Origin of the sequence: Streptomyces sp. GDS52, from assembly GCF_052246875.1 — a bacterium.
Lineage (GTDB): Bacteria > Actinomycetota > Actinomycetes > Streptomycetales > Streptomycetaceae > Streptomyces > Streptomyces cathayae.
The window spans coordinates 630,161-649,028 of the sequence record NZ_CM125966.1 but is presented as its reverse complement, the minus strand read 5'-3'; the positions used below and the strand labels follow the sequence as shown (position 1 = coordinate 649,028).

14 protein-coding genes and 1 riboswitch are annotated in these 18,868 nt (G+C 72.0%); of the genes, 11 read left to right on the top strand and 3 right to left on the bottom strand.

The genetic code is table 11. The features are described from left to right. Positions 1-2 precede the first annotated feature (2 nt). The 3 genes from ACTWJ9_RS03075 to ACTWJ9_RS03065 are packed head-to-tail and all read right to left on the bottom strand — an operon-like array spanning position 3 to position 5,858. Entirely contained in the window at positions 3-4,778 is a 4,776-nt protein-coding gene (locus ACTWJ9_RS03075) for a putative T7SS-secreted protein (RefSeq protein ID WP_443295142.1), read from the bottom strand. A 2-nt stretch (positions 4,779-4,780) separates the two neighbouring features. Further along, positions 4,781-5,446 (bottom strand): hypothetical protein, encoded by a 666-nt coding sequence (locus ACTWJ9_RS03070; RefSeq protein WP_443295141.1) that lies wholly within the window; start codon positions 5,444-5,446, stop codon positions 4,781-4,783. Then, positions 5,436-5,858 (bottom strand): hypothetical protein, encoded by a 423-nt coding sequence (locus ACTWJ9_RS03065; protein WP_387034519.1) that lies wholly within the window; start codon positions 5,856-5,858, stop codon positions 5,436-5,438. Before ACTWJ9_RS03065 ends, ACTWJ9_RS03070 begins: the two co-directional genes overlap by 11 nt. Positions 5,859-6,207: 349 nt before the next feature. On the opposite strand from ACTWJ9_RS03065, the gene ACTWJ9_RS03060 reads away from it, so the two are divergent. From ACTWJ9_RS03060 to ACTWJ9_RS03010, 11 genes are all read left to right on the top strand, one after another. Then, positions 6,208-7,410 carry a helix-turn-helix domain-containing protein gene (locus tag ACTWJ9_RS03060; RefSeq protein ID WP_279332475.1) on the top strand — a complete coding sequence of 401 codons (1,203 nt, stop codon included), beginning with the start codon at positions 6,208-6,210 and terminating at the stop codon, positions 7,408-7,410. Next, positions 7,407-7,952: a hypothetical protein gene (locus ACTWJ9_RS03055; RefSeq protein WP_279332474.1), complete on the top strand. Its 546-nt coding sequence runs from the start codon at positions 7,407-7,409 to the stop codon at positions 7,950-7,952. Before ACTWJ9_RS03060 ends, ACTWJ9_RS03055 begins: the two co-directional genes overlap by 4 nt. A gap of 100 nt (positions 7,953-8,052) precedes the next feature. Then, positions 8,053-8,538 (top strand): GNAT family N-acetyltransferase, encoded by a 486-nt coding sequence (locus tag ACTWJ9_RS03050; RefSeq protein WP_279332473.1) that lies wholly within the window; start codon positions 8,053-8,055, stop codon positions 8,536-8,538. Between the two features lie 434 nt (positions 8,539-8,972). Continuing rightward, entirely contained in the window at positions 8,973-10,604 is a 1,632-nt protein-coding gene (locus ACTWJ9_RS03045) for an alpha/beta hydrolase (RefSeq protein WP_443295140.1), read from the top strand. Positions 10,605-10,925: 321 nt separating this feature from the next. After that, positions 10,926-11,046: riboswitch (cobalamin riboswitch) on the top strand. A 101-nt stretch (positions 11,047-11,147) separates the two neighbouring features. Beyond that, on the top strand, positions 11,148-12,257 hold the full coding sequence (locus ACTWJ9_RS03040) for a FecCD family ABC transporter permease (RefSeq protein ID WP_443295139.1): 1,110 nt from the start codon (positions 11,148-11,150) through the stop codon (positions 12,255-12,257). Then, entirely contained in the window at positions 12,257-13,087 is an 831-nt protein-coding gene (locus ACTWJ9_RS03035; RefSeq protein ID WP_443295138.1) for an ABC transporter ATP-binding protein, read from the top strand. Before ACTWJ9_RS03040 ends, ACTWJ9_RS03035 begins: the two co-directional genes overlap by 1 nt. Before the next feature lie 15 nt (positions 13,088-13,102). After that, entirely contained in the window at positions 13,103-14,149 is a 1,047-nt protein-coding gene (locus ACTWJ9_RS03030; protein WP_443295137.1) for an ABC transporter substrate-binding protein, read from the top strand. Positions 14,150-14,155: 6 nt separating this feature from the next. Beyond that, positions 14,156-14,587 (top strand): (2Fe-2S) ferredoxin domain-containing protein, encoded by a 432-nt coding sequence (locus tag ACTWJ9_RS03025; RefSeq protein WP_443295136.1) that lies wholly within the window; start codon positions 14,156-14,158, stop codon positions 14,585-14,587. A gap of 114 nt (positions 14,588-14,701) precedes the next feature. Continuing rightward, the gene (locus tag ACTWJ9_RS03020) at positions 14,702-15,412 is read left to right on the top strand and encodes a (2Fe-2S)-binding protein (RefSeq protein WP_279332467.1); all 711 of its coding nucleotides are present in this window, start codon (positions 14,702-14,704) and stop codon (positions 15,410-15,412) included. Positions 15,413-15,716: 304 nt separating this feature from the next. Continuing rightward, positions 15,717-17,183: an aldehyde dehydrogenase family protein gene (locus tag ACTWJ9_RS03015; RefSeq protein WP_387034504.1), complete on the top strand. Its 1,467-nt coding sequence runs from the start codon at positions 15,717-15,719 to the stop codon at positions 17,181-17,183. Positions 17,184-17,250: 67 nt separating this feature from the next. Next, on the top strand, positions 17,251-18,825 hold the full coding sequence (locus tag ACTWJ9_RS03010) for a GMC family oxidoreductase (protein WP_387034502.1): 1,575 nt from the start codon (positions 17,251-17,253) through the stop codon (positions 18,823-18,825). Positions 18,826-18,868 lie beyond the last annotated feature (43 nt).

Below are 18,868 nucleotides of genomic sequence, written 5' to 3'. Positions count from 1 at the left end.
CCTCATCGAATCTGCACCGCGGGAGCCAGGTAGCCGTTCTTGGCCGGAATCCTGCCCTCCACCACGTCTGCGTGGGTAATCGGCCCTCCGGGGTCGGAGGGCAGGCCTCCGAGTGCCCGCACACCGGAGTCCCCCCTGGTACCGGACGGGCCGTACGCCGTGATGGCATTGCCCGCCCCTGCACCTCCACCCTCTGTCACCACGATGTCCTCCCCTTGTCGGAAGGTCAGCCTTCCGCTGCCCGCCGTCGAGTGGTAAACGGCGTCTGGGCTCTTGAGGATCTCCAAGACCCGCTCGTCACTGAAGCTGTGCATGGAATCCGCGTGGTAGTTCCCGGCCTTCTTCATCCGGTTGCCCTGGGCTCTCTCGATGACCTCGTCCGCGGTCTGGATGGCCTTTTCCCTGGCCTGTTGGGCTTTTTCCTCCTTCGTGTACTTGGGCATCAGGCCCAGCGGGTCGCACCCTGTGTGCGGGTTGTCGACATAGCCCACAGGATTCGGCGCGGGAGCGAGACCCAGTGGGTCCGGGGAGGTGTAGCGGCCGGTCTCGGGGTCGTAGTGACGGAAGCAGTTGTAGTGGAGGCCGGTCTCGGGGTCGTAGTACTGGCCGGGGAAGCGCAGCGGGATGTAGGCGCTGCTGTCCCTGGCCCAGGCAGTGGTGCCCCAGAGCGTGCTCCGGCTGCGCCAGGCGATGTCCCCGGACTCGTCGATGAGTTCGGTCGGCGTGCCGACGAGATCGGTGGCGATGGCGAAGAACCGCCGGTCGATCTCCTCCTGACCGCTGTCGGCCGTGAGGATGCGCTCGGTCTGGGCCAGGGGCACAACGTCCCGGTGGTCCCAGGTGAGGACGACCGTGTTCGGGACGTCCGGCCGGTGGCTGGTCTGCTCGCACAGGGTGAGGCCGTCCCAGGTGAAGCGGATCTCCTCGACCACGCCCTCGCCGTCGTCCGCCAGGCGCTGCTTCGCGGTGCGGCGGCCCAGTGGGTCGTAGCGGTACCGCCACCGCGTCCCGTCCGGGGTGGTGACGGAGGTGAGACGGTTCTCAGTGTCCCACTCGTAGCGCCAGGTGTCGGGCTTACGGGACAGGCGGGTCTTCTGCCGCAGGACGATCCGGCCGAGAGCGTCGTGCCCGAAGCGGACGTCTCCGGCGCGGGTGACGGTGGTACCGGTGTAGGCGCGCGGCCCGATGGCCTCGCTGCCGGGGTGGCGGGACGGCCAGGAGGCCGAGGTCTGGTTGCCGACGGCGTCGTAGGCGTATCGCTCCGTCCAGCCTTGTGCGTGGACGGCGGTGACCCGGCCCGCCCGGTCGAGATCGAAGGTACGGGTGCCCGACAGCCGGGTCGCGACGGAGACCAGGTGGCCGTCGGCGCGGTAGGCGTAGGCGCGGCTGTCGATGGCTCTGACTCCGGCGGTGATGTGCTGCTCGGCGAGCCGTCCGGCCTCGTCCCAGGCCGACGTCATGGTGATCGCGTCCCCGTAGGTACGGGTCAGTTCACGGCCGACGGCGTCGTGGTGGAAGTCGACCCGCCGGCCCTCCGTGGTGAGCCGCAGGGGGAGTCCGTCGGAGGCGTAGGTGTAGGACGTGACATGGCCGGTGGGCGTGGTCCGGCGGATGCGCCGCCCCAGGGCGTCGTAGGAGTGGACGAGCGGGCGGCCGTCCACCAGTTCTGTCTTGACCTGCCCGCGGCGGTCGTACTGGTAGCGGAGTTCGCTCTCCGGTCCGATCGCCTCCAGGAGGCGGCCCGCCCGATCGTAGGCGTAGGTCGTCACCCGGCCGTCGACGTCCTTGCGGATGACCTGGCCGAGCTGGTCGCGCTCGAAGGAGACGGCCCCGCCGAGCGCGTCGATCCGCTTGGCGAGCCGACCCGCGGCGTCCATGCGGTAGGTCAGGGTGCGCCCGTCGAAGTCGGTCTCGGACACGATGTTGCCGACCGCGTCGTACTCGTACGTCCAGGTCAGACCCTGCGGGTTGGTGACCCGGGTGAGACGCAGGTCGTTGTCGTGCTCGAACTCGTAGCGGCTCCCGTCGGGCCGGGTGCCGGCGAGCGGGAGGTCGAAGTGGGTGTACTCGTAGCGCGAGACGCCGCCGACGGCGTCCGTGTGGGCGAGGCAGTTGCCCTCGCCGTCGTAGATCCATGACTCGCTGGTGCCGCCCGGCCCGATGCGGCGGACGAGCTGCCCGTCCGAGTTCCAGTCCAGTCGGGTGACCCCGCCCGTCGGGTCGGTGACACGGACCGGACGGCCGAGCCCGTCCCGTTCGGTGCGGGTGGTGGCGCCGGACGGGTCGGTCACCGCCACGATCAGACCTGCTGTGTCGCACACCACACGGGTCGTGTCCTCGAGGGCGTCGGTGACGGCGGTGAGCCGGCCTGCGTCGTCGTAGACCGAACGGGTCGTTTTCCCGGTCGGGTCGGTGACCGCGGTGCGGTTGCCGCGCTCGTCGTACGCGTAGGTCGTGCGGGCACCGTCCGGCCCGACGACTTGCGTCGGCAGCCCGAGAGGTCCGCGCACGATGCGCAGTTCGGAGCCGTCCGGGCGGACAGCGCAGACCAGTCGGCTGTTCTCGTCGTAGGTGTAGGCGGTGGTGGCGCCGAGCGGGTCGGTGCGGGTGAGCAGGTTGCCGTGGGTGTCGTAGGTGGAGCGGGTGGTGTGGCCGAGCGGGTCGGTGGTGGCGATCACCCGGCAGCGGTGGTCGATGAGGTGGCGGGTGGTGCGGCCGTCGGCGGTGGTCAGTGTGGTGGTGCGGTGGCCGGTGGCGGGGTCGGGTTCGGTGTAGGCGAGGGTGATCTGGATGTGGCCGGCCTCGCCGCCTTCGGCGATGACGCGGTCGCGGTCGTCGTAGGCGTAGTCGTAGCGGCTGTCGTTGGAGTCGGTCCAGGCGGTGACGCGGCGGCGGTCGTCGTAGGCGAAGGTGGTGGTGGCGCCGGAGGGTTTGGTGACGGTGGTGAGGTCGCCGTCCCGGTAGCCGTAGCCCATCAGCGGCAGGTCGGCGCCGTTCTCGCCCGCGCCGACCAGGGCGAGGGCGGTGATCCGGCCGTCGGTGGTGGTCAGCTTCACCCGGGGGCCGGCCGAGTGGACCAGGGCCGTCGGCAGGCCGTCCTCGGTGCGGTCGACGGTGACGGTGTGGCCGTTGCGTTCGGTGACGGACATCAGCCAGGCGTCGCCGTCGCCGCCGGGCTCACCGCCGGGCGGGGCGGTGAAGTGGCGGACCAGGCCGGTGCCGGGGTCGGTGAGCGTGTAGTCGCCGTCCGCGTCGCGGGCCAGCAGGGTGCGGGTGGTGCCGGACTCGGGGCGGGTGGGGGCTCCGGGGACGGGGTGCGGATAGGGGATCAGCAGGCCGTCGGCGGTGACGTGGACGACGCCGACCGGGTCGATCTCCAGGCGTTCGTCGACGGTGGAGGTCCAGGACGGCCCCAGGAAGCGGCCGGCCGTGCAGCCGGACTCGGTGCGCCGGGTGAAGACCAGCGGCAGGATGCCGGGGATCTCCACGTCGGCCTGGGGCAGGAACATGCGGCCGGAAGCCAGGTCGACGGGGTCGGTGCCGTCGGTGGTGCGGGACCCGTCGGGCCGGTTGTGGGTGCCGTCGGGGGCGTCGTCGACCAGGCGGCGGACCCGCGCGGCGTCGGCCGCGTCGGCGGCGATGCGCACGCCCTTGACCGCGGCACCGCCCCCGCCGGTGGCCACGGTCAGCGCGGCGTCGGGCAGCAGCCGGCCGAAACCCTCGTAGGGGTCCTTCATGAAGTCGCCGACCATCTGCTTGCCGGTGCCGACCGGGTCGTTGGCTGCCAGCACCAGGCCGGAGGCCAGGCTGTTGAGGTTCGTGGCGTACTCGGCCGGGTGGGTGAGGTTGTACGGGTCCAGCGGGTTGATGCCCCGCACGAAGGTGAGCAGTCCCGCCGTGCCCTTGATGATCCCGCCGCCGACGTGGTCGCCCATGATCTGCAGCTCCTGCAGACCGTCGCCCACCTGCTGGGTGTACGACGGTTTCTCCGGGGCCATGTCGCGTGCCGTGCGGACCGCGCTGCGGGCGGTCTCCGCGGCGGTGTTCCGCTGCTTGCGGGCCTCGGCGAGGATGTCCTGCGCCTCCTGCATCAGCTTCTTGCCCGGGTCGTCGAACGTCGGCGCCGGACACGGCGGAAGCGTGGACGGGTCGCGCTTGTCGGCGGGCTGGGCGTTGTAGCGGTCGACGGCCTTGTTGTAGGCGTCGACCTTCTTGCGGTGGGCGTCGGCGGCGTCCTCGGACGCCTTGACCCCTTCCTTCCACTTGCCGATCGCCGTCTGCGCCTGCCCCTGCGCCCAGCTCACGGTGGAGGCGAACGACTCCAGCGCGCCGACCGCCTTCTCGCAGGCGTCGGCACCGGTGAACCACTTCGGCGGCTGGGTGCTCACCGCCTTGCGCAGTGCCTCGGCGGCCTCGCCCTTGAGCTGTGAGGAGTCCAGACCCTTCAGCCCGGAACCGGCGTCGTCGAACGCTTTCTGGAAGGAGCGGAGTTTCTCAGCGGTGGAACGGATCTTCTCCGGACTGCCGTAGACCAGCTTGGTCCTGTCCTCGGTCTCTCCGAGGTCCATCTCGTCGACCTCGGCGCCCATCCGGTTCGCCACCGAACGCGACTGCTCGCGCACCCAGTCCGCACCCGACTCCCAGCCGGCCTCGTCCAGCCGGTCCGCGGTCCAGTTCCCCGCGCCCTCGACCCGGTCGCCGAGCCACTCGACACCGTCCTCGACCGCCTCCTCCACCGAGTCCGGGGTGATGTCCTTGATGAAGTCGCCGATACCCACGCTCAGTCACCCCCGTCGCCGCCCTGGCTGCCCTGCTGCTGCGCCTGTTGGGGGCGTTCCTCGGGCGACGGGCCGAACGTCTCGTCCAGCGCCCGGTTCCACTCGCCCTCGTCGATGCCCAACTGCTCGTTGAGCCACTCCGACTGCTGTCCGCCCCGCCCCTCCGTGAGCAGCGAACGGCCGGTGTCCTTCCAGGTCTGCTCGATCTCCTCGCCGGCCCGCTCGAACGACTCACGGCTCCAGTCCGGGTCCAGGTGGTCCGGCGTGAACACCTCACCCCAGTCCTGCTGGGTGATCTCCTCCTCGGAGGCGTGCGGGTTGCCGCCCATCAGGGCGTTGACCCCCACCTTCAGCGAGCCTGCCACGTACTGGTCGTGCTCCCACAGGGTGCCCGCCGCCAGCCCCAGCCGGTTCGCGATCTGGCCGGCGTCGTTCACCAGGGCGCGCACGCCCCACTCCCAGCGTTCGCAGAAGTCCTCGAAGTCGACGGACAGGCCGTGGTGCCCGGTCTCCATCCCGGTCATCGACAGCTGGGAGAACCCTTTGCCCATGATGGAGCCGGTGGCGCCGCCCAGGTCGCCCAGCTCGTCGATGGTGGCACCCACCCCCTTGGTGAACCTCGCCACCGACGCCTTGTCGAAGTTCAGATCCGTCCCGTCAGTGCCCACGGCCAGGTCCCCCCTCCGTCGTTTCGGTGTCGAGGGCGGCACCGTCGGGAACGATCCCGGTGACCGGCGGGAAGAACATCGACCCGCCTTCGTCGGCGATGTCCACCGCCAGGCCGGCGGGCTCGCCCAGAGACGGCACGATCTCGTCCACGATGCGGGCACCCCGCAGCGCCGCGTAGTCCATCGGCCGGTCACCCGGCCCGTGGTGAAGGGCGAAGCGGGCCAGCGCCGTCTCGTCCGTGAAGGCGCACACCCACCGCACCCCACCCGAATGCGCGCTCCACAGGCGGCCGTCGACGGACGGGACCAGAAGCACCGACCGCCGCATCTCACCCACCAGCGCCCGCGGATCACCGGCCCCCGCCCGCTGCTCGGCGATCCGCTCGGCCAACGCCGTCCTGGGCTGCTCCACGGCCCCTCCCTCGTCACGGTGTCAAAGGTGACTGATGGCACCGTAGAACAGACGTGCGTGGAGGGGGCGGTGGTTCTCGTGAAACCCGACCGGGCCTTGACCAGGCTCCGTTGCGTCCCGCACAGGGCGCTCGACGGCCGGTGGGGCACATCCGTGTCGTCCGGCCAGAGAGAAGGGGGGCGAGCCGGCGCATCCCGGTGGTCCGGGCGGCGGCCGCACGCTCCGGCGGGCAGTGGTGGGACGCGCCCGACGGCCGAAGCGGCCTCGATGCGGAAGGCCCGCCCCGCCATCGGAGTCGTGCCGGACCCGTCCGGTTGCGATTTTCGCATTCGGTTCCTAGGGTGAGGGCATGAAGGAGACCGTGACCGATCGTGTGCGAAGCGTCATGCTCAGGGCATCGGTCAGGCAGGCGGAGTTCGCCGAGAGGGTCGGGCTGACGCCGGACAAGCTGTCCAAGTCGCTCAGCGGAGTCCGCCGGTTCACCTCCCTGGACCTGGCGCGCATCGCGGAGTTCGGCGACACGACGGTCGACTGGCTGCTGACCGGCCGCGACCCGCTGCGTCCGGCCTTCGCCGCCCGTGCCGTGCCGTCGGCGATGAGCGGGGACGGCCGTGCCACCCTCAAGGACCTCGTCGAACGCTTCACCAGCGCGCACGAGGTCCTCGTCCTCCTCGGCAGGGCGCCGCAGCAGCCCGAACTGCCCTCGGCCGGCCCGTCGCACCCCACCGCTCCCACGGATCACAAGGGGTGTGTGGACGAAGGCGTGGCGCTCGCGGAAGCCGCGCTCGCCCGGCTGCACGCCGAGGGGTCACCACCGGTGGGCAGCATGGACAGTGCGGAACTCCTCCAGGCGCTGGAGCAGACCTTCGGGGTGGACGTGGCCAAGATCGGACTGCCCGAGGGGATCGACGGTGCCGCCTGGCAGGCGGACGGCTTCCGGCTCATCATGATCGCCCGGACCCGTGTGCCCACCCGGCAGCGCTTCACCCTCGCACACGAACTCGGGCACATCCTGGCCCGGGACGCACAGGACCTCCTGACGGAGACCCACCTGACCCCCGGTCACCAGAAGGACCTCACCGAGGTCCGCGCGAACGTGTTCGCCGCCCATCTCCTCATGCCCCGGTCGGAGATCGAGGCGGCGGTGGCGGCAGGCGGTCTGTCGGACGAACAACTCACCTCCCTGGTGGTCCACTTCCAGGTGTCACCCAGTGCTCTGGCGGCGCGCCTCTCCCAGTTGGGCCTCATCGACGAGCGGACCGCCGGCAGGCTGCGCGGACTCACCACCGAGGACTGCCACTGGCTGACCGGGCAGAGCGACCTCTTCCAGGCCCGTACGGCCTGGGCGCAGACCAAGCGGCTGCCCTTCCGCCCCGCCCAGACGCTGTACGAGGCGTACCTGGACGGAGAGACCACCCTGCGGCCGTTGGCGGCCTACACGGGATGGGAGGCCGACAGGCTCCGCGAGGTGCTCGAACCCGAGCCCGTTCCTCCGGAAGATCCCTCGAGCACTGCCGCGGTCGACGAGGGGGACCTGGTCTTCCAGCCATGACGCGCCACTGCTGGTTTCCCGACAACACCGTGCTGTGCAACTTCGCGGCGGTCGACCGTCTCGCCCTGTTGGAGAAGGTCCTGGACGGCCGGGGGCGCTGGACCCAGGCCGTCGCGGCCGAGGCCGAGCGGTCGTCGCGCTACTGGCCGGGGCTGAGCGAGGTGGCCGGCGGCGGATGGCTCGGCGCACCCATCGAGATCGACGACCCTGCCGAGATCTCGTTAGTGGACCGCACGCGACGCGTCGTCTTCGCGGGTGCTCCGTCCCGGCCACTGCAACACCTGGGCGAGGCGGAAACCCTGGTCCTGATCGAGCACCGCAGCGAGTTCGCCCATTCCGTGTGGATCACCGACGACGGCGAGGCGGGCCACTACGCACGCCGCAAAGGGATCCCCGTGAAGGACACCGTCGGCGTCATGCGCGAAGCCGTCGTCGACGGGCTGGTCATGGCCGACACCGGCCACGGACTCCTCACCGCCATACAGCAGGCCGGCCGGCACATCCGGGGTGTTCCCCGCAGCCCCGAGGACCTGCTGCGCTGAACAGCCGGGCAGCGGGCGCGGACCTACGGGGCGCCCCCGCCGACGGCCGACCAGGCCCGCCCGGGCCGCCCTACCCGTATCGAGCGAAAGAACAGGTCTGATGACGAAGACAGACACCGACCGCCAGGGCCGGCGCGTGGTGCTCGAGGAGATCACGGACGAGAACTGGCGCGCCGTCGCCGACGTGGCTCCCGCCGACGACCAGCGCCGGTTCGTGGCCGCCCTCGGCGCACGCTATCTGCTGCTCTCCCTGCGGGACGGAACCTGGAACTCCCTCGCGGTCCGGGCCGGTGACGAGGTCGTGGGCCACGTCATGTGGGCGTACGACGAGGAGGACGGCACCCACTGGATCGGCGGCATGGTCGTCGACGCCGCCGAGCAGGGCAAGGGCGTGGGCCGCGCCACGATGCGCGTCCTGATACGGCGCCTCGCCACACTGCCGTCCTGCCGCGAGATCCGGCTCTCCTACCATCCGGAGAACGCCCCCGCCGTCCGCCTGTACGCGTCGCTGGGCTTCACGCCCACCGGAGAGTTCGAGGACGAGGAAATCGTGGCCGCGCTGAACGGAGGGTCGGCCGCCGCCTGACCACCCGGGACGATCGGCGGCCCTGGGGGCGCACCGCACCGTCAGACGTAGGGGACTCCCACCGGCCGGTCCGGCCGAAGACACCGTCAGACATGACGTTCTCGCCGGCCCGGCCGGTAGGACCTCCTCCCGCACGGCCGGCCACCGCCGGACGACGAGGAGCAGTTCACCGGTGAGGAGCCGGTCCGCGCCGCGCCCGGACCGCTCCCGGCCGGCGGCTCACCGATCCACCCCCGACGGGTGGGCCGCCGGCCCGCCCGGATGGCGCCGCTTACCACCGTGCGCCGGGCCGGGGCGCGAGGGCTGGGCCATTCGGCTGTATCGCCGAGCGCGCACCGACGGACCGCTGTGTGGTGGACCCGGACGCGCACGCGGCCAGGGCGTCGGCGGCCCGGGGCGTTCAGCCACGGAGAACCCACGAACGGAGTATGCCCATGCCCCTCATACGCCGATTCACAGCGGTCCGCAGACGTCATGCCGCGTTCGTCACCGCGCTGGTGACCTGCTCGACCGTACTGGCCGGCCAGGACCTCGCCGTGGCCGGCGGTGCCCCCGCACCTTCGGTGCCCGTCCCTCGACTGGACTGGAGCCCCTGCGTCCGGGGCAGCGAGTTCGACTGCGCGACCGCGAAGGTGCCGCTGGACCACGGCAGACCGGGTGGCCGCACCCTCGAGCTGGCGGTCGTCAAACGGAAGGCGACCGACCCCGGCCGGCGCATCGGCACCCTCTTCTTCAACCCCGGCGGCCCCGGCGGTCCCGGAACCGTGCAGATGCCGCAGAACTACGAGAAGTTCCCGCGCGAGGTGCGGGAGCGGTTCGACATCGTCAGCTGGGACCCCCGGGGAGTCGGCAGCAGCACCGCGGTGAACTGTTTCGCGACTCCCGAGGAAGCCGCCGAATGGAACGCGGGCAAACCGGCGGGCTTCCCGGTGGACGAGAAGGAGCGGGCGGCCTTCATCGCCGCGTACAAGGACCTGGCCCGGCGCTGTGAGCAGCGTGACCCCGAACTGCTGCGCCATGTGTCGACCACCGACACCGCCCGCGACCTCGACCTGCTCCGCCGGGCGGTGGGGGAGCCGCACCTCACCTACCAGGGGATTTCCTACGGCACGATCCTGGGCGCCACCTACGCCGGCCTCTTCCCCGGCAAGGTCCGAGCCATGGTCCTCGACAGCAACATCGACCCGCAGGCCTGGACGCATCACGCGTCCGACGCCGACCCCCGGCTCACGACGTTCCTGCGCATGGGCTCGGACCGCACCGCGGCGGCGACCCTGGATCGGTTCCTCGCCCTGTGCGGGTCCACCACCACCGCCCACTGCGCCTTCTCCGCCGGCGGCCCGAAGGCGACCCGGACCAAGTTCGACCAGCTGATGCAGCGGCTCCGGAAGCAGCCCGTGGGCGCGTGGACCTACGCCGGCACGGTCGCCGACGCGGTGAGCAGCCTCTACGTCGTCCACCCGGGGTGGACGGACCTCGCCGGCCGGCTGCAGGACCTGTGGCGGGGCCGCGCCCCGGAGCCGGCCTCGCCCCCGCCCCCACCGGCGGTTCCGGACCCGAACCCGTACCTGGGCGAGGAGCAGGGTGCCGCGGTGCTCTGCAGTGACAGTCCCAACCCGCGTGATCCCGGGGCCTACCACGCCATGGAGGAGGCCGCCGCCGCTCGTGCGGGCGACGCCGGACGCTTCTGGACCTGGGCCGCCGAGGGGTGCGCCACCTGGCCCGCGGTCGCCGCCGACCGCTACCGCGGTCCGTGGGACAAGCCGACGGCACACCCCGTCCTGGTGGTCGGTACCACCTACGACCCCGCCACTCCCTACTCGAACGCGCAGGCCATGGTCGAGGAACTGGCCAACGCCCGCCTGCTCACCAACGACGGCTACGGGCACACCGCGTTGATCAACCCCAGCAGCTGCGTCACGGCGCACGAGAGCCGCTACCTCGTCGACGGCACCCTCCCGCCGGTCGGAACGACGTGCCGGCAGGACACGCCTCCCTTCTCCGCGACCAGGCCGGCCGGCGGTGTCGCCACCGGCGGCGGCGGAACGGCCGGCGCCGCCGCCTGAACCGGCCGGGAGCCCCGGCCGCTCCCCGCTCCCCGCCGAGCCGCTGGGCGCCAGGCCCTGGACCCATCTCGGTCCGGGGCCTGGTGCAGTCCTGCGATGAGGAGTGCGACCAGTCGGCGTGCGTCGTGGTCGGGTTCACGGTCGGTGCCGACGCAGAGGTTCCCGATGCCGTGCGTCAGCCGGCCGCACGCGTCCAGCTCCTCGCCGGGCCAGGCCGCCGGCGGCCTGCCAGGCCGTTGAGCAGGGCAGGTGCAGAGGCCCGGTGGGAGTGCCGGTGGGGGTGATCTCCGCCACCACCGGCGGGGCTGCTCCGGCGGGCGCGCTAAGCTGCACATGCCCCGCGGGGGAAGTCCGGTCGAATTCCGGCGCTGACCCGCAACGGTAGGTGGAGCCACTCCAAGGCCCCGCAAGCCCGATTACCCGCGGTGCGAAGGCTCCTGTCATTCGCCGTGGACTGCGAGAGGTGCTGCGCAGGGCGCCCGCGCCCGGGGCCGCTCCTTAGTGTTGCGTAGGGGCACGGCCTGAGGCGAAAGCGATCCGTCCGTGGCCACCACCCTCCGAACCGACCCTGCCACGCCCGCCCGCACGCCCCGTACCGGAGCCGGGACCGGGTCCCCCGGACGCGTGCCGTTGCCCCTTCTCCTGATCGGCCTGGGCGCCGCCTTGCCCCTGTCCCTCGTCTGCGGGGTGGGGATCGGGGCGTCGGGGATCGCCTGGGGCGAGGTGCTGCACCATCTGTGGGCCGGGTTGACGGGCGGCTCCATCACCCCCGGCCAGGTGCCGGCGTACACCATTGTCTGGGAGCTGCGCTTCCCCCGGGCCGTGCTGGCCGCGATCGTCGGGGCCGGACTGTCGGCCATCGGCGTCGCCGTGCAGGCCATGGTCCGCAACGCTCTCGCCGACCCGTACGTACTGGGCATCTCCTCGGGCGCGGCCGTGGGCGCCAACGCCGTGCTCATCTTCGGAGCCTTCGGCGCGCTCGGCGTCTGGGCCCTGTCCACGGCGGCGTTCCTCTCCGCGCTCCTGGCCATGGTGCTGGTGTACGCGATCGCCCGCACCCCTCGCGGCCTGAGCCCGCTGCGGCTCGTCCTGACGGGCACCGCGATGTTCTACGGCTTCTCGGCCGTCACCACGTTCATGGTGTTCGTGGCCGAGCGTGGTGAGGCGGCCCGTTCCGCGATGATGTGGCTGCTCGGCAGCCTCGGCGGCGCCAACTGGGCCTCCGTTCCGATCGCCGCGGGGGCGGTGCTCGGCGGCCTGGTCCATCTCGGGTGGTCGGCGCGTCGGCTGAACGCCCTGGCCATGGGCGACGAGACGGCCGCCGCGCTGGGAGTGGACCCGGGGAGACTGCGCAAGGAGCTGTTCCTGGTCTCCGCGGCCGTCACGGGGGCGGTGGTGGCGGTGAGCGGGGCGATCGGCTTCGTCGGACTGATGGTTCCGCACGCCGTGCGGATGCTCGTCGGCGCCGACCACCGGCGGCTGCTGGCCGTCGCACCGCTCGCCGGAGCCGTCCTGCTGATCTGGGTGGACATCCTGTCCCGCGTGGTGCTCGCGCCGGTCGAACTGCCGGTGGGCGTACTGACCGCGGCCATCGGCGTGCCGTGCTTCGTCCTGCTGATGCGCCGCCGTTCCTACACCTTCGGGGGCATGTGATGCAGGTCGACGTCGACGCACTGACCGTCGAGGCCGACGGCGCCCGGCTGCTGGAAGAGGTCACACTGGGCGCGGCCGAGGGACAGCTCGTCGGGCTGGTCGGGCCCAACGGCAGTGGGAAATCTACCCTGTTGCGCTGTGTCTACCGGGCGCTGCGCCCCTCGGCCGGTACGGTCCGGCTCGGCGGCGAGGACCTGTACGCCATGAGTGCGCGGGAAAGCGCCCGCCGGGTGGCCGCACTGCCCCAGGAGGCGGTCACCGAATTCGACTTCACGGTCGCCGAGGTCGTGGCGATGGGGCGGTTGCCGCATCAGCGGTCGGCGGCCCGGACCACCGAGGAGGACCGCGGGGCGTGCGAGGCCGCGCTGGCGGGGGTCGGCGCCGGTCACCTCGCCGACCGCGGCTTCCTCACCCTCTCCGGCGGCGAGCGGCAACGGGTCCTGATCGCCCGGGCGCTCGCCCAGCGCCCCCGGGTGCTGGTGCTCGACGAACCCACCAACCACCTGGACATCGCCCAGCAGTTGGAACTGCTCGCTCTGGTGCGCGGCAGCGGGCTGACGGTGCTCACCGCGCTGCACGACCTCAACCTCGCCGCACTCCACTGCGATCTGCTCCATGTCATCGACGGCGGCCGGATCGTCGCCTCCGGCGCTCCGCACGAGGTGCTCACCCCCGAGCTGCTGGCCGAGGTCTTCGGCGTGCGGGCGCATCGCGTCCCGCATCCGGAGACCGGCGCCGTACAGCTGCTCTTCGACCGCCTCCTGCCCGCTCGGTCCGCTCGGTCCGCCCGGTCCGATCAGCTCGATCAGCCCGCTCAGTCCGCTACTTGAGGAGTCACCGCCACCATGCCGCACCCGGTGCGCCCCGCCGCACTCGCACTCGCCACAGCCCTGCTCCTCACCGGCTGCGGTGCGCAGGTCACCTCTCAGGAAGGGGAGAAGGACGGTTCCGCGGCCCGTGACGGCCACTATCCGGTGACCGTGGAGAACTGCGGAGAGAAGAAGACCTACGACAAGGCGCCCCGGCGCGTGGTCACCAACGACGTCGGCATCACCGAGATCATGTTCGCGCTCGGGCTCGAGGGGCACATGGCGGGCTATGTGATGCCCGACGACAAGGGCGACCTCACGTCCGTTCCCTGGAAGGACGCCTACCAAAAGACCGAGTGGCTCTCGAAGGAGCGGATCAACAAGGAGCTGGTCCTCGACGCCCGCGCCGATCTGGTCTTCGCCGGCTGGAACTACGGCTTCAGCGAGGGAACCGGCTTCACCCCCGCCGAGTTGGAGGAGGTGGGCGTCGGCTCGTATCTGCTGAGTGAGTCGTGCCGCAACGGGAGAGGGAAGGCACGGGGCGTGATGTCGCCGCTCGACGCTCTCTACACCGACCTGCGGAACCTGGGGAGGATCTTCGACGTCGAGGACCGTGCCACCACCCTCGTCGCGACGTTCCGAGAGCAGGTGGCCGAAGCGCAGGCGAAGGCGCCGAAGGGGGCGGACCGTCCGAGGGTCTTCCTCTACGACGACGGGCGGGACAAGCCGTTGACCTCGGGTGCGTACGCGGGTCCGCACGACATCATCACCAAGGCGGGCGGTGACCACATCATGAAGGACCTCGAGGACAGCTGGACGACGGTCGGTTGGGAAACCGTCGTCGAACGTGACCCGGAGGTGATCGTGATCAACGACTACGGGGACACCAGCGCCGACCAGAAGCGGAAGTTCCTGACGTCCTATCCGCCGCTCGCGCAGGTCTCGGCCGTCAAGAACGACCGGATCGTCGTCCTCGACTACGTGGACCTGGTGGAGAGCCCGCGCAACCCCGCGGCCGTCAGCTCACTCGCCGCAGAGCTGCGGGACTTCGACCGGGGCGGATCTCCCCGGGGAGAGGGGTGAGGACGTATGTCCGTCGACGTGAATCCGGTCGAAGTGACGTCCGGTCAGGCCACGGCCCCGCCGCCCGTTCCGCTGCCCGCCCCGCCGAAGGCTCCCGCGCCCTGTCGGGTCGTCGTGTGCCGGGACTGCTGCTGCGGCAGCTCCAAGGTGCCCGGCGTCGACCACGCGGCGCAGACGGCGCGCCTGCGCGCGGCGGTTCCGACACGGGTGTCCGCCTGCCTGGACCTGTGTGAACAGGCCAACGTCATCGTCGTCCAGCCCTCCGCGGCGGGCCGGTCGGCCGGCGGCCGGCCCGTCTGGCTGGGGCTGGTCAACGACCCCGACGCCATCGAGGACATCGTCGCCTGGGCGCACGCCGGCGGCCCCGGCGTCGCGCCCCTCCCGGACATCCTCGACCTCTACACCGTCAGGCCGCCGCGGCGGGGCACGGCCCTCTGAGGCCGCGCTCACCAGGCCGCCCCCTCAGGGCCGGTGCCGCTGTCCACACGAGCGGGTCACCACGCCTCCCTCGAACCCACGACGCGGCGCCCGCCGGAAAGGAAACGCCCCGGCATGACCGAACACGCTCAGGCTCAGGCACCCACCGAGGCCGTCACCGCGGCCCTGCACGAGGTGGCGGCCCTCGGCGGCTTCTTCGTCCTGCCCGTCGGCGGCCCGGACGAGGGCCGGCACCTGCTCGACCGGTCCGCCGCGCGCGGCTTCACCGACCTGGCCGAAGCCGTCGCGCGGCGGTACCGCACCGGCGAACCGCGGATCGGCGTGTCCATCGCCCACCTCGGGCACGCGGCCCGCCTCTGGTCCCCTGCCCTGGCGTGCGTGCTGCTGCACGGGATCGTCCCGGACCTGACGGAGCTGCGGCGTGCCGACGACGGACCGGCCCTTTGCCTGCCCCGCCCCGCCGGCTGGTACGCCGAGCGGCTCCCCGACCCCGCTCTCGCCCTGAACGAGCAGGTGATGCGGCAGTTGCGCGCGCTCGAGAGCGGACTGCGTGTCAAGATCGCCCCGCGACTGCTGGACGGGAACGCCGCCTCCGCGCTCGTCGGATCGGCCCAGGTCCTGCTGTCGGCCCGCCCCGAGCTGCACGAGCCGCTCACGGACCTCACCACCCGGCTGCTGGACACCGGACGGCTCGCGGGCACCGGAGTGATCACCGGCCCGGGGCTCACGTTCCGCCGCCGCAGCTGCTGCCTCTACTACCGGGTGCCGGACGGCTCGAAGTGCGGCGACTGCTGCCTGGCCGGCCGGGACGGACCGCCGGCCTGACACAGGGACGCCCGCTGCCGGGACAACGCCCCACGCGTCACCTCCGCGCACACCTCCCGACCGTCCCGTCCCGTCCGTCCGTCCCGTCCCGCCCCGACCAGCTCGTCCCGCCCCGGTCGGCTTCTCCGGTCCTCCCGCCCTGCCCGTCCGGTCCTCCCGCCCCGTCCGTTCGTTAGCCCGCCCGGGGCACCCGGACCACCCGGTCGCGACGGTGGCCGTGCGCCCCGGAGCCGCCGACCGCACGATGACCGTGTTGCCGACCGGCAACCGATCGGTACCGGCCGGACGCGAAGGAGGCCCCGCGGTGGGCGAGCTGTACATCGACGGTGAGTGGACGAAGGCGGCGGCCGGCGGGCGGCGGGAGGTGGTCAACCCGTACGACGCCTCCGTCGTGACCACCGTCGACGAGGCGGACGCCACCGACGTGGACCGCGCGGTGCGCGCCGCCCGGCGTGCCTTCGACGAGGGGGACTGGGCGAACGCCCCCACCCGCCGGCGCGCCGACCTGCTGATGCGCGTCCACGACCTGCTGCTGCGCGACAAGGAGGAGATCGCCCGCACCGAGACCGCCGACACCGGCAAGACGCTGACCGAGTCCCGCTTCGACGTGGAGGACGTGGCGAACGCCTTCCGCTACTTCGCGGAACTCGCGGGCAAGGACGGCGGCCGTGTCGTGGACGTCGGCCCGGACGTCCTCAGCCGTGTCGTCTACCAGCCGGTCGGGGTGTGCGCGCTCATCGCCCCCTGGAACTACCCGCTGCTGCAGGCCTCGTGGAAGGTGGCGCCGGCGCTGGCCGCCGGAAACACCTTCGTCCTCAAACCCAGCGAGACCACACCGCTCACCACGATCGCCATGATCCGGCTGATCGAGGAGGCCGGCGCCCCGCCCGGCGTCGCCAACCTGGTGCTCGGTTCCGGGGCGACCGTCGGCGCGGCCCTGACCGGCCATCCCGAGGTCGACCTGGTGTCCTTCACCGGAGGCCTGGCCACCGGACGCACCATCATGGCCGCCGCCGCCGAGGGGCCGAAGACCGTCGCCCTGGAACTGGGCGGCAAGAACCCCAACATCGTCTTCGAGGACGCCGACTTCGCCGCCGCCGTGGACTACGCGCTGGACGCCGCCTTCCTGCACGCCGGGCAGGTCTGCTCCGCCGGTTCACGCCTGCTGGTCCAGGACTCCCTGTACGACCGGTTCGTCGACTCCCTCGCCCGGCGCGCCCAGTCGATCCGGCTGGGCAGCGGCATGGAGGAGGGCACCGAGAGCGGCCCGCTCAGCTCCGCCGAGCACCGTGACAAGGTCGAACGCCACATCGCCGTCGCCCGGGAGGAGGGCGCCCGGCTAGTCACCGGCGGCACCCGCCCCGACGACCCGGCGCTGAGCCGCGGCTTCTTCCTGCTGCCGACGGTCTTCGCCGACTGCGACAAGTCCATGCACATCGTGCAGGAAGAGGTCTTCGGACCGGTTGTCACCGTCGAGCGTTTCCACACCGAGGACGAGGCGGTGGAGCTGGCCAACGACACCCGCTACGGCCTGGCCGGCGGCGTGTGGACCTCCGACGCGAGCCGTGCCCAGCGCGTCGCCCAGCGGCTGCGGCACGGCACCGTGTGGATCAACGACTTCCACCCCTACGTACCGCAGGCCGAGTGGGGCGGCTTCGGCCGCTCCGGCGTCGGGCGCGAGCTGGGCCCCACGGGCCTGCGCGAGTACCAGGAGGCCAAGCACATCTACCAGAACCTCGCCCCGGGGCCCTCCGGCTGGTTCAAGGGCTGACCAGGCACGGCAGCACGACGCGGCATACCGCCCGCCCCTCCCGACGGCCACCGAAGAAAGGCATCCCATGGCCTCCACCACCCCGCACGGCGCCGAGTCCTCCTACGACTACGTCATCGTCGGCGGCGGCACCGCCGGCTGTGTGCTCGCCGCCCGTCTGAGCGAGGACCCCGACTGCCGTGTCTGCGTCATCGAGGGCGGCCCCAGCGACGTCGGTGACGAGCGCATCCTGCGTCTGCGCAACTGGATCAACCTGCTCGGCTCGGAGTTCGACTACGGCTACACCACCGTCGAACAGCCGCGTGGCAACTCCCACATCCTGCACTCACGGGCCCGGGTGCTGGGCGGCTGCTCCTCCCACAACACGCTGATCAGTTTCCTGCCGCTGCCGCAGGACCTCGACGACTGGGTGGCCCACGGCTGCACCGGCTGGGACCCGGCGACGATCCTCCCCTACCGCGACCGGCTGCTCACCAAGATCGTCCCGGTGGCCGAGGCCGACCGCAACCCCATCGCCAAGGACTTCGTCACCGCCGCCTCCCGCGCCACCGGCGTCCCCGTCATCGACGACTTCAACGCCGAACCCTTCGCCGACGGCACCGGCTTCTTCTCCCTGGCCTACGAACCGGAGGGCAACCTGCGGTCCTCCACCTCCGTGGCCTACCTCCACCCCGTCATGGACCGCCGCCCCAACCTCACCCTCCTCCTGGAGACCTGGGCCCACCGGCTGCTCACCGACGAGTCGGGGAGGCTGACCCGGGTCGCCGTCCGCGGCGCCGACGGTGAGCCCGCCACCGTGCGCGCCGAACGCGAACTCCTGCTGTGCGCCGGCGCCATCGACACCCCGCGCCTGCTGATGCTGTCCGGCATCGGCCCGGCCGAGGACCTGCGCCGCCTGGGCATCGAGGTACGGGTCGACCTGCCCGGCGTGGGGGAGAACCTGCTGGACCACCCCGAGTCCGTGATGGTCTGGGAGACCAAGGAGCCACTGCCGCCCAACTCCGCGATGGACTCCGACGCCGGACTGTTCCTGCGTCTCGAGAAGGGGCAGCCGCGCCCGGATCTGATGTTCCACTTCTACCAGGTGCCGTTCACCGTCAACACCGAACGCCTGGGCTACCCCGTCCCGGAGCACGGGGTGTGCATGACGCCGAACGTGCCCCGGGCCCGCTCCGTCGGCCGTATGTGGCTGCGCAGTTCCGACCCGGCCGAGCACCCCGCCCTGGACTTCCGGTACTTCACCGACCCCGGTGGCCACGACGAGCGCACCATCGTCGAAGGGCTCAAGCTGGCCCGGGAGGTCGCCGCGACCGAACCCCTGAGCGGCTGGCTCGTCCGCGAGGTCGCGCCCGGCCCGGACGTCACCTCCGACGCCGACCTGTCGGAGTACGGGCGCCGCGCGGCCCACACCGTCTACCACCCGGCGGGCACCTGCCGCATGGGCGCGGCGGACGACCCGATGGCCGTCTGCGACCCGGAGTTGAGGCTGCGCGGCGTCGAGGGCGTACGCATCGTCGACGCGTCGGTGTTCCCGACGATGCCCACCATCAACCCCATGGTGACCGTCCTGCTCGCCGCCGAACGCGCCGCCGACCTGCTCACCGGCAAGCCCGGGCCCACCGGCAAGGCGACGGCACGGTGACCGGTCCGCGGACCTGCGGACACCGGCGAGAGGTCTTCCGCCC

Bases quoted from the DNA above. Each gene is read 5' to 3' on its own strand.
- ACTWJ9_RS03020 (WP_279332467.1), top strand. From the start codon at position 14,702: ATGACCGAACACGCTCAGGCTCAGGCACCCACCGAGGCCGTCACCGCG.
- ACTWJ9_RS03030 (WP_443295137.1), top strand. From the start codon at position 13,103: ATGCCGCACCCGGTGCGCCCCGCCGCACTCGCACTCGCCACAGCCCTG.
- ACTWJ9_RS03025 (WP_443295136.1), top strand. From the start codon at position 14,156: ATGTCCGTCGACGTGAATCCGGTCGAAGTGACGTCCGGTCAGGCCACG.
- ACTWJ9_RS03060 (WP_279332475.1), top strand. From the start codon at position 6,208: ATGAAGGAGACCGTGACCGATCGTGTGCGAAGCGTCATGCTCAGGGCA.
- ACTWJ9_RS03055 (WP_279332474.1), top strand. From the start codon at position 7,407: ATGACGCGCCACTGCTGGTTTCCCGACAACACCGTGCTGTGCAACTTC.
- ACTWJ9_RS03045 (WP_443295140.1), top strand. From the start codon at position 8,973: ATGCCCCTCATACGCCGATTCACAGCGGTCCGCAGACGTCATGCCGCG.
- ACTWJ9_RS03035 (WP_443295138.1), top strand. From the start codon at position 12,257: ATGCAGGTCGACGTCGACGCACTGACCGTCGAGGCCGACGGCGCCCGG.
- ACTWJ9_RS03050 (WP_279332473.1), top strand. From the start codon at position 8,053: ATGACGAAGACAGACACCGACCGCCAGGGCCGGCGCGTGGTGCTCGAG.
- ACTWJ9_RS03010 (WP_387034502.1), top strand. From the start codon at position 17,251: ATGGCCTCCACCACCCCGCACGGCGCCGAGTCCTCCTACGACTACGTC.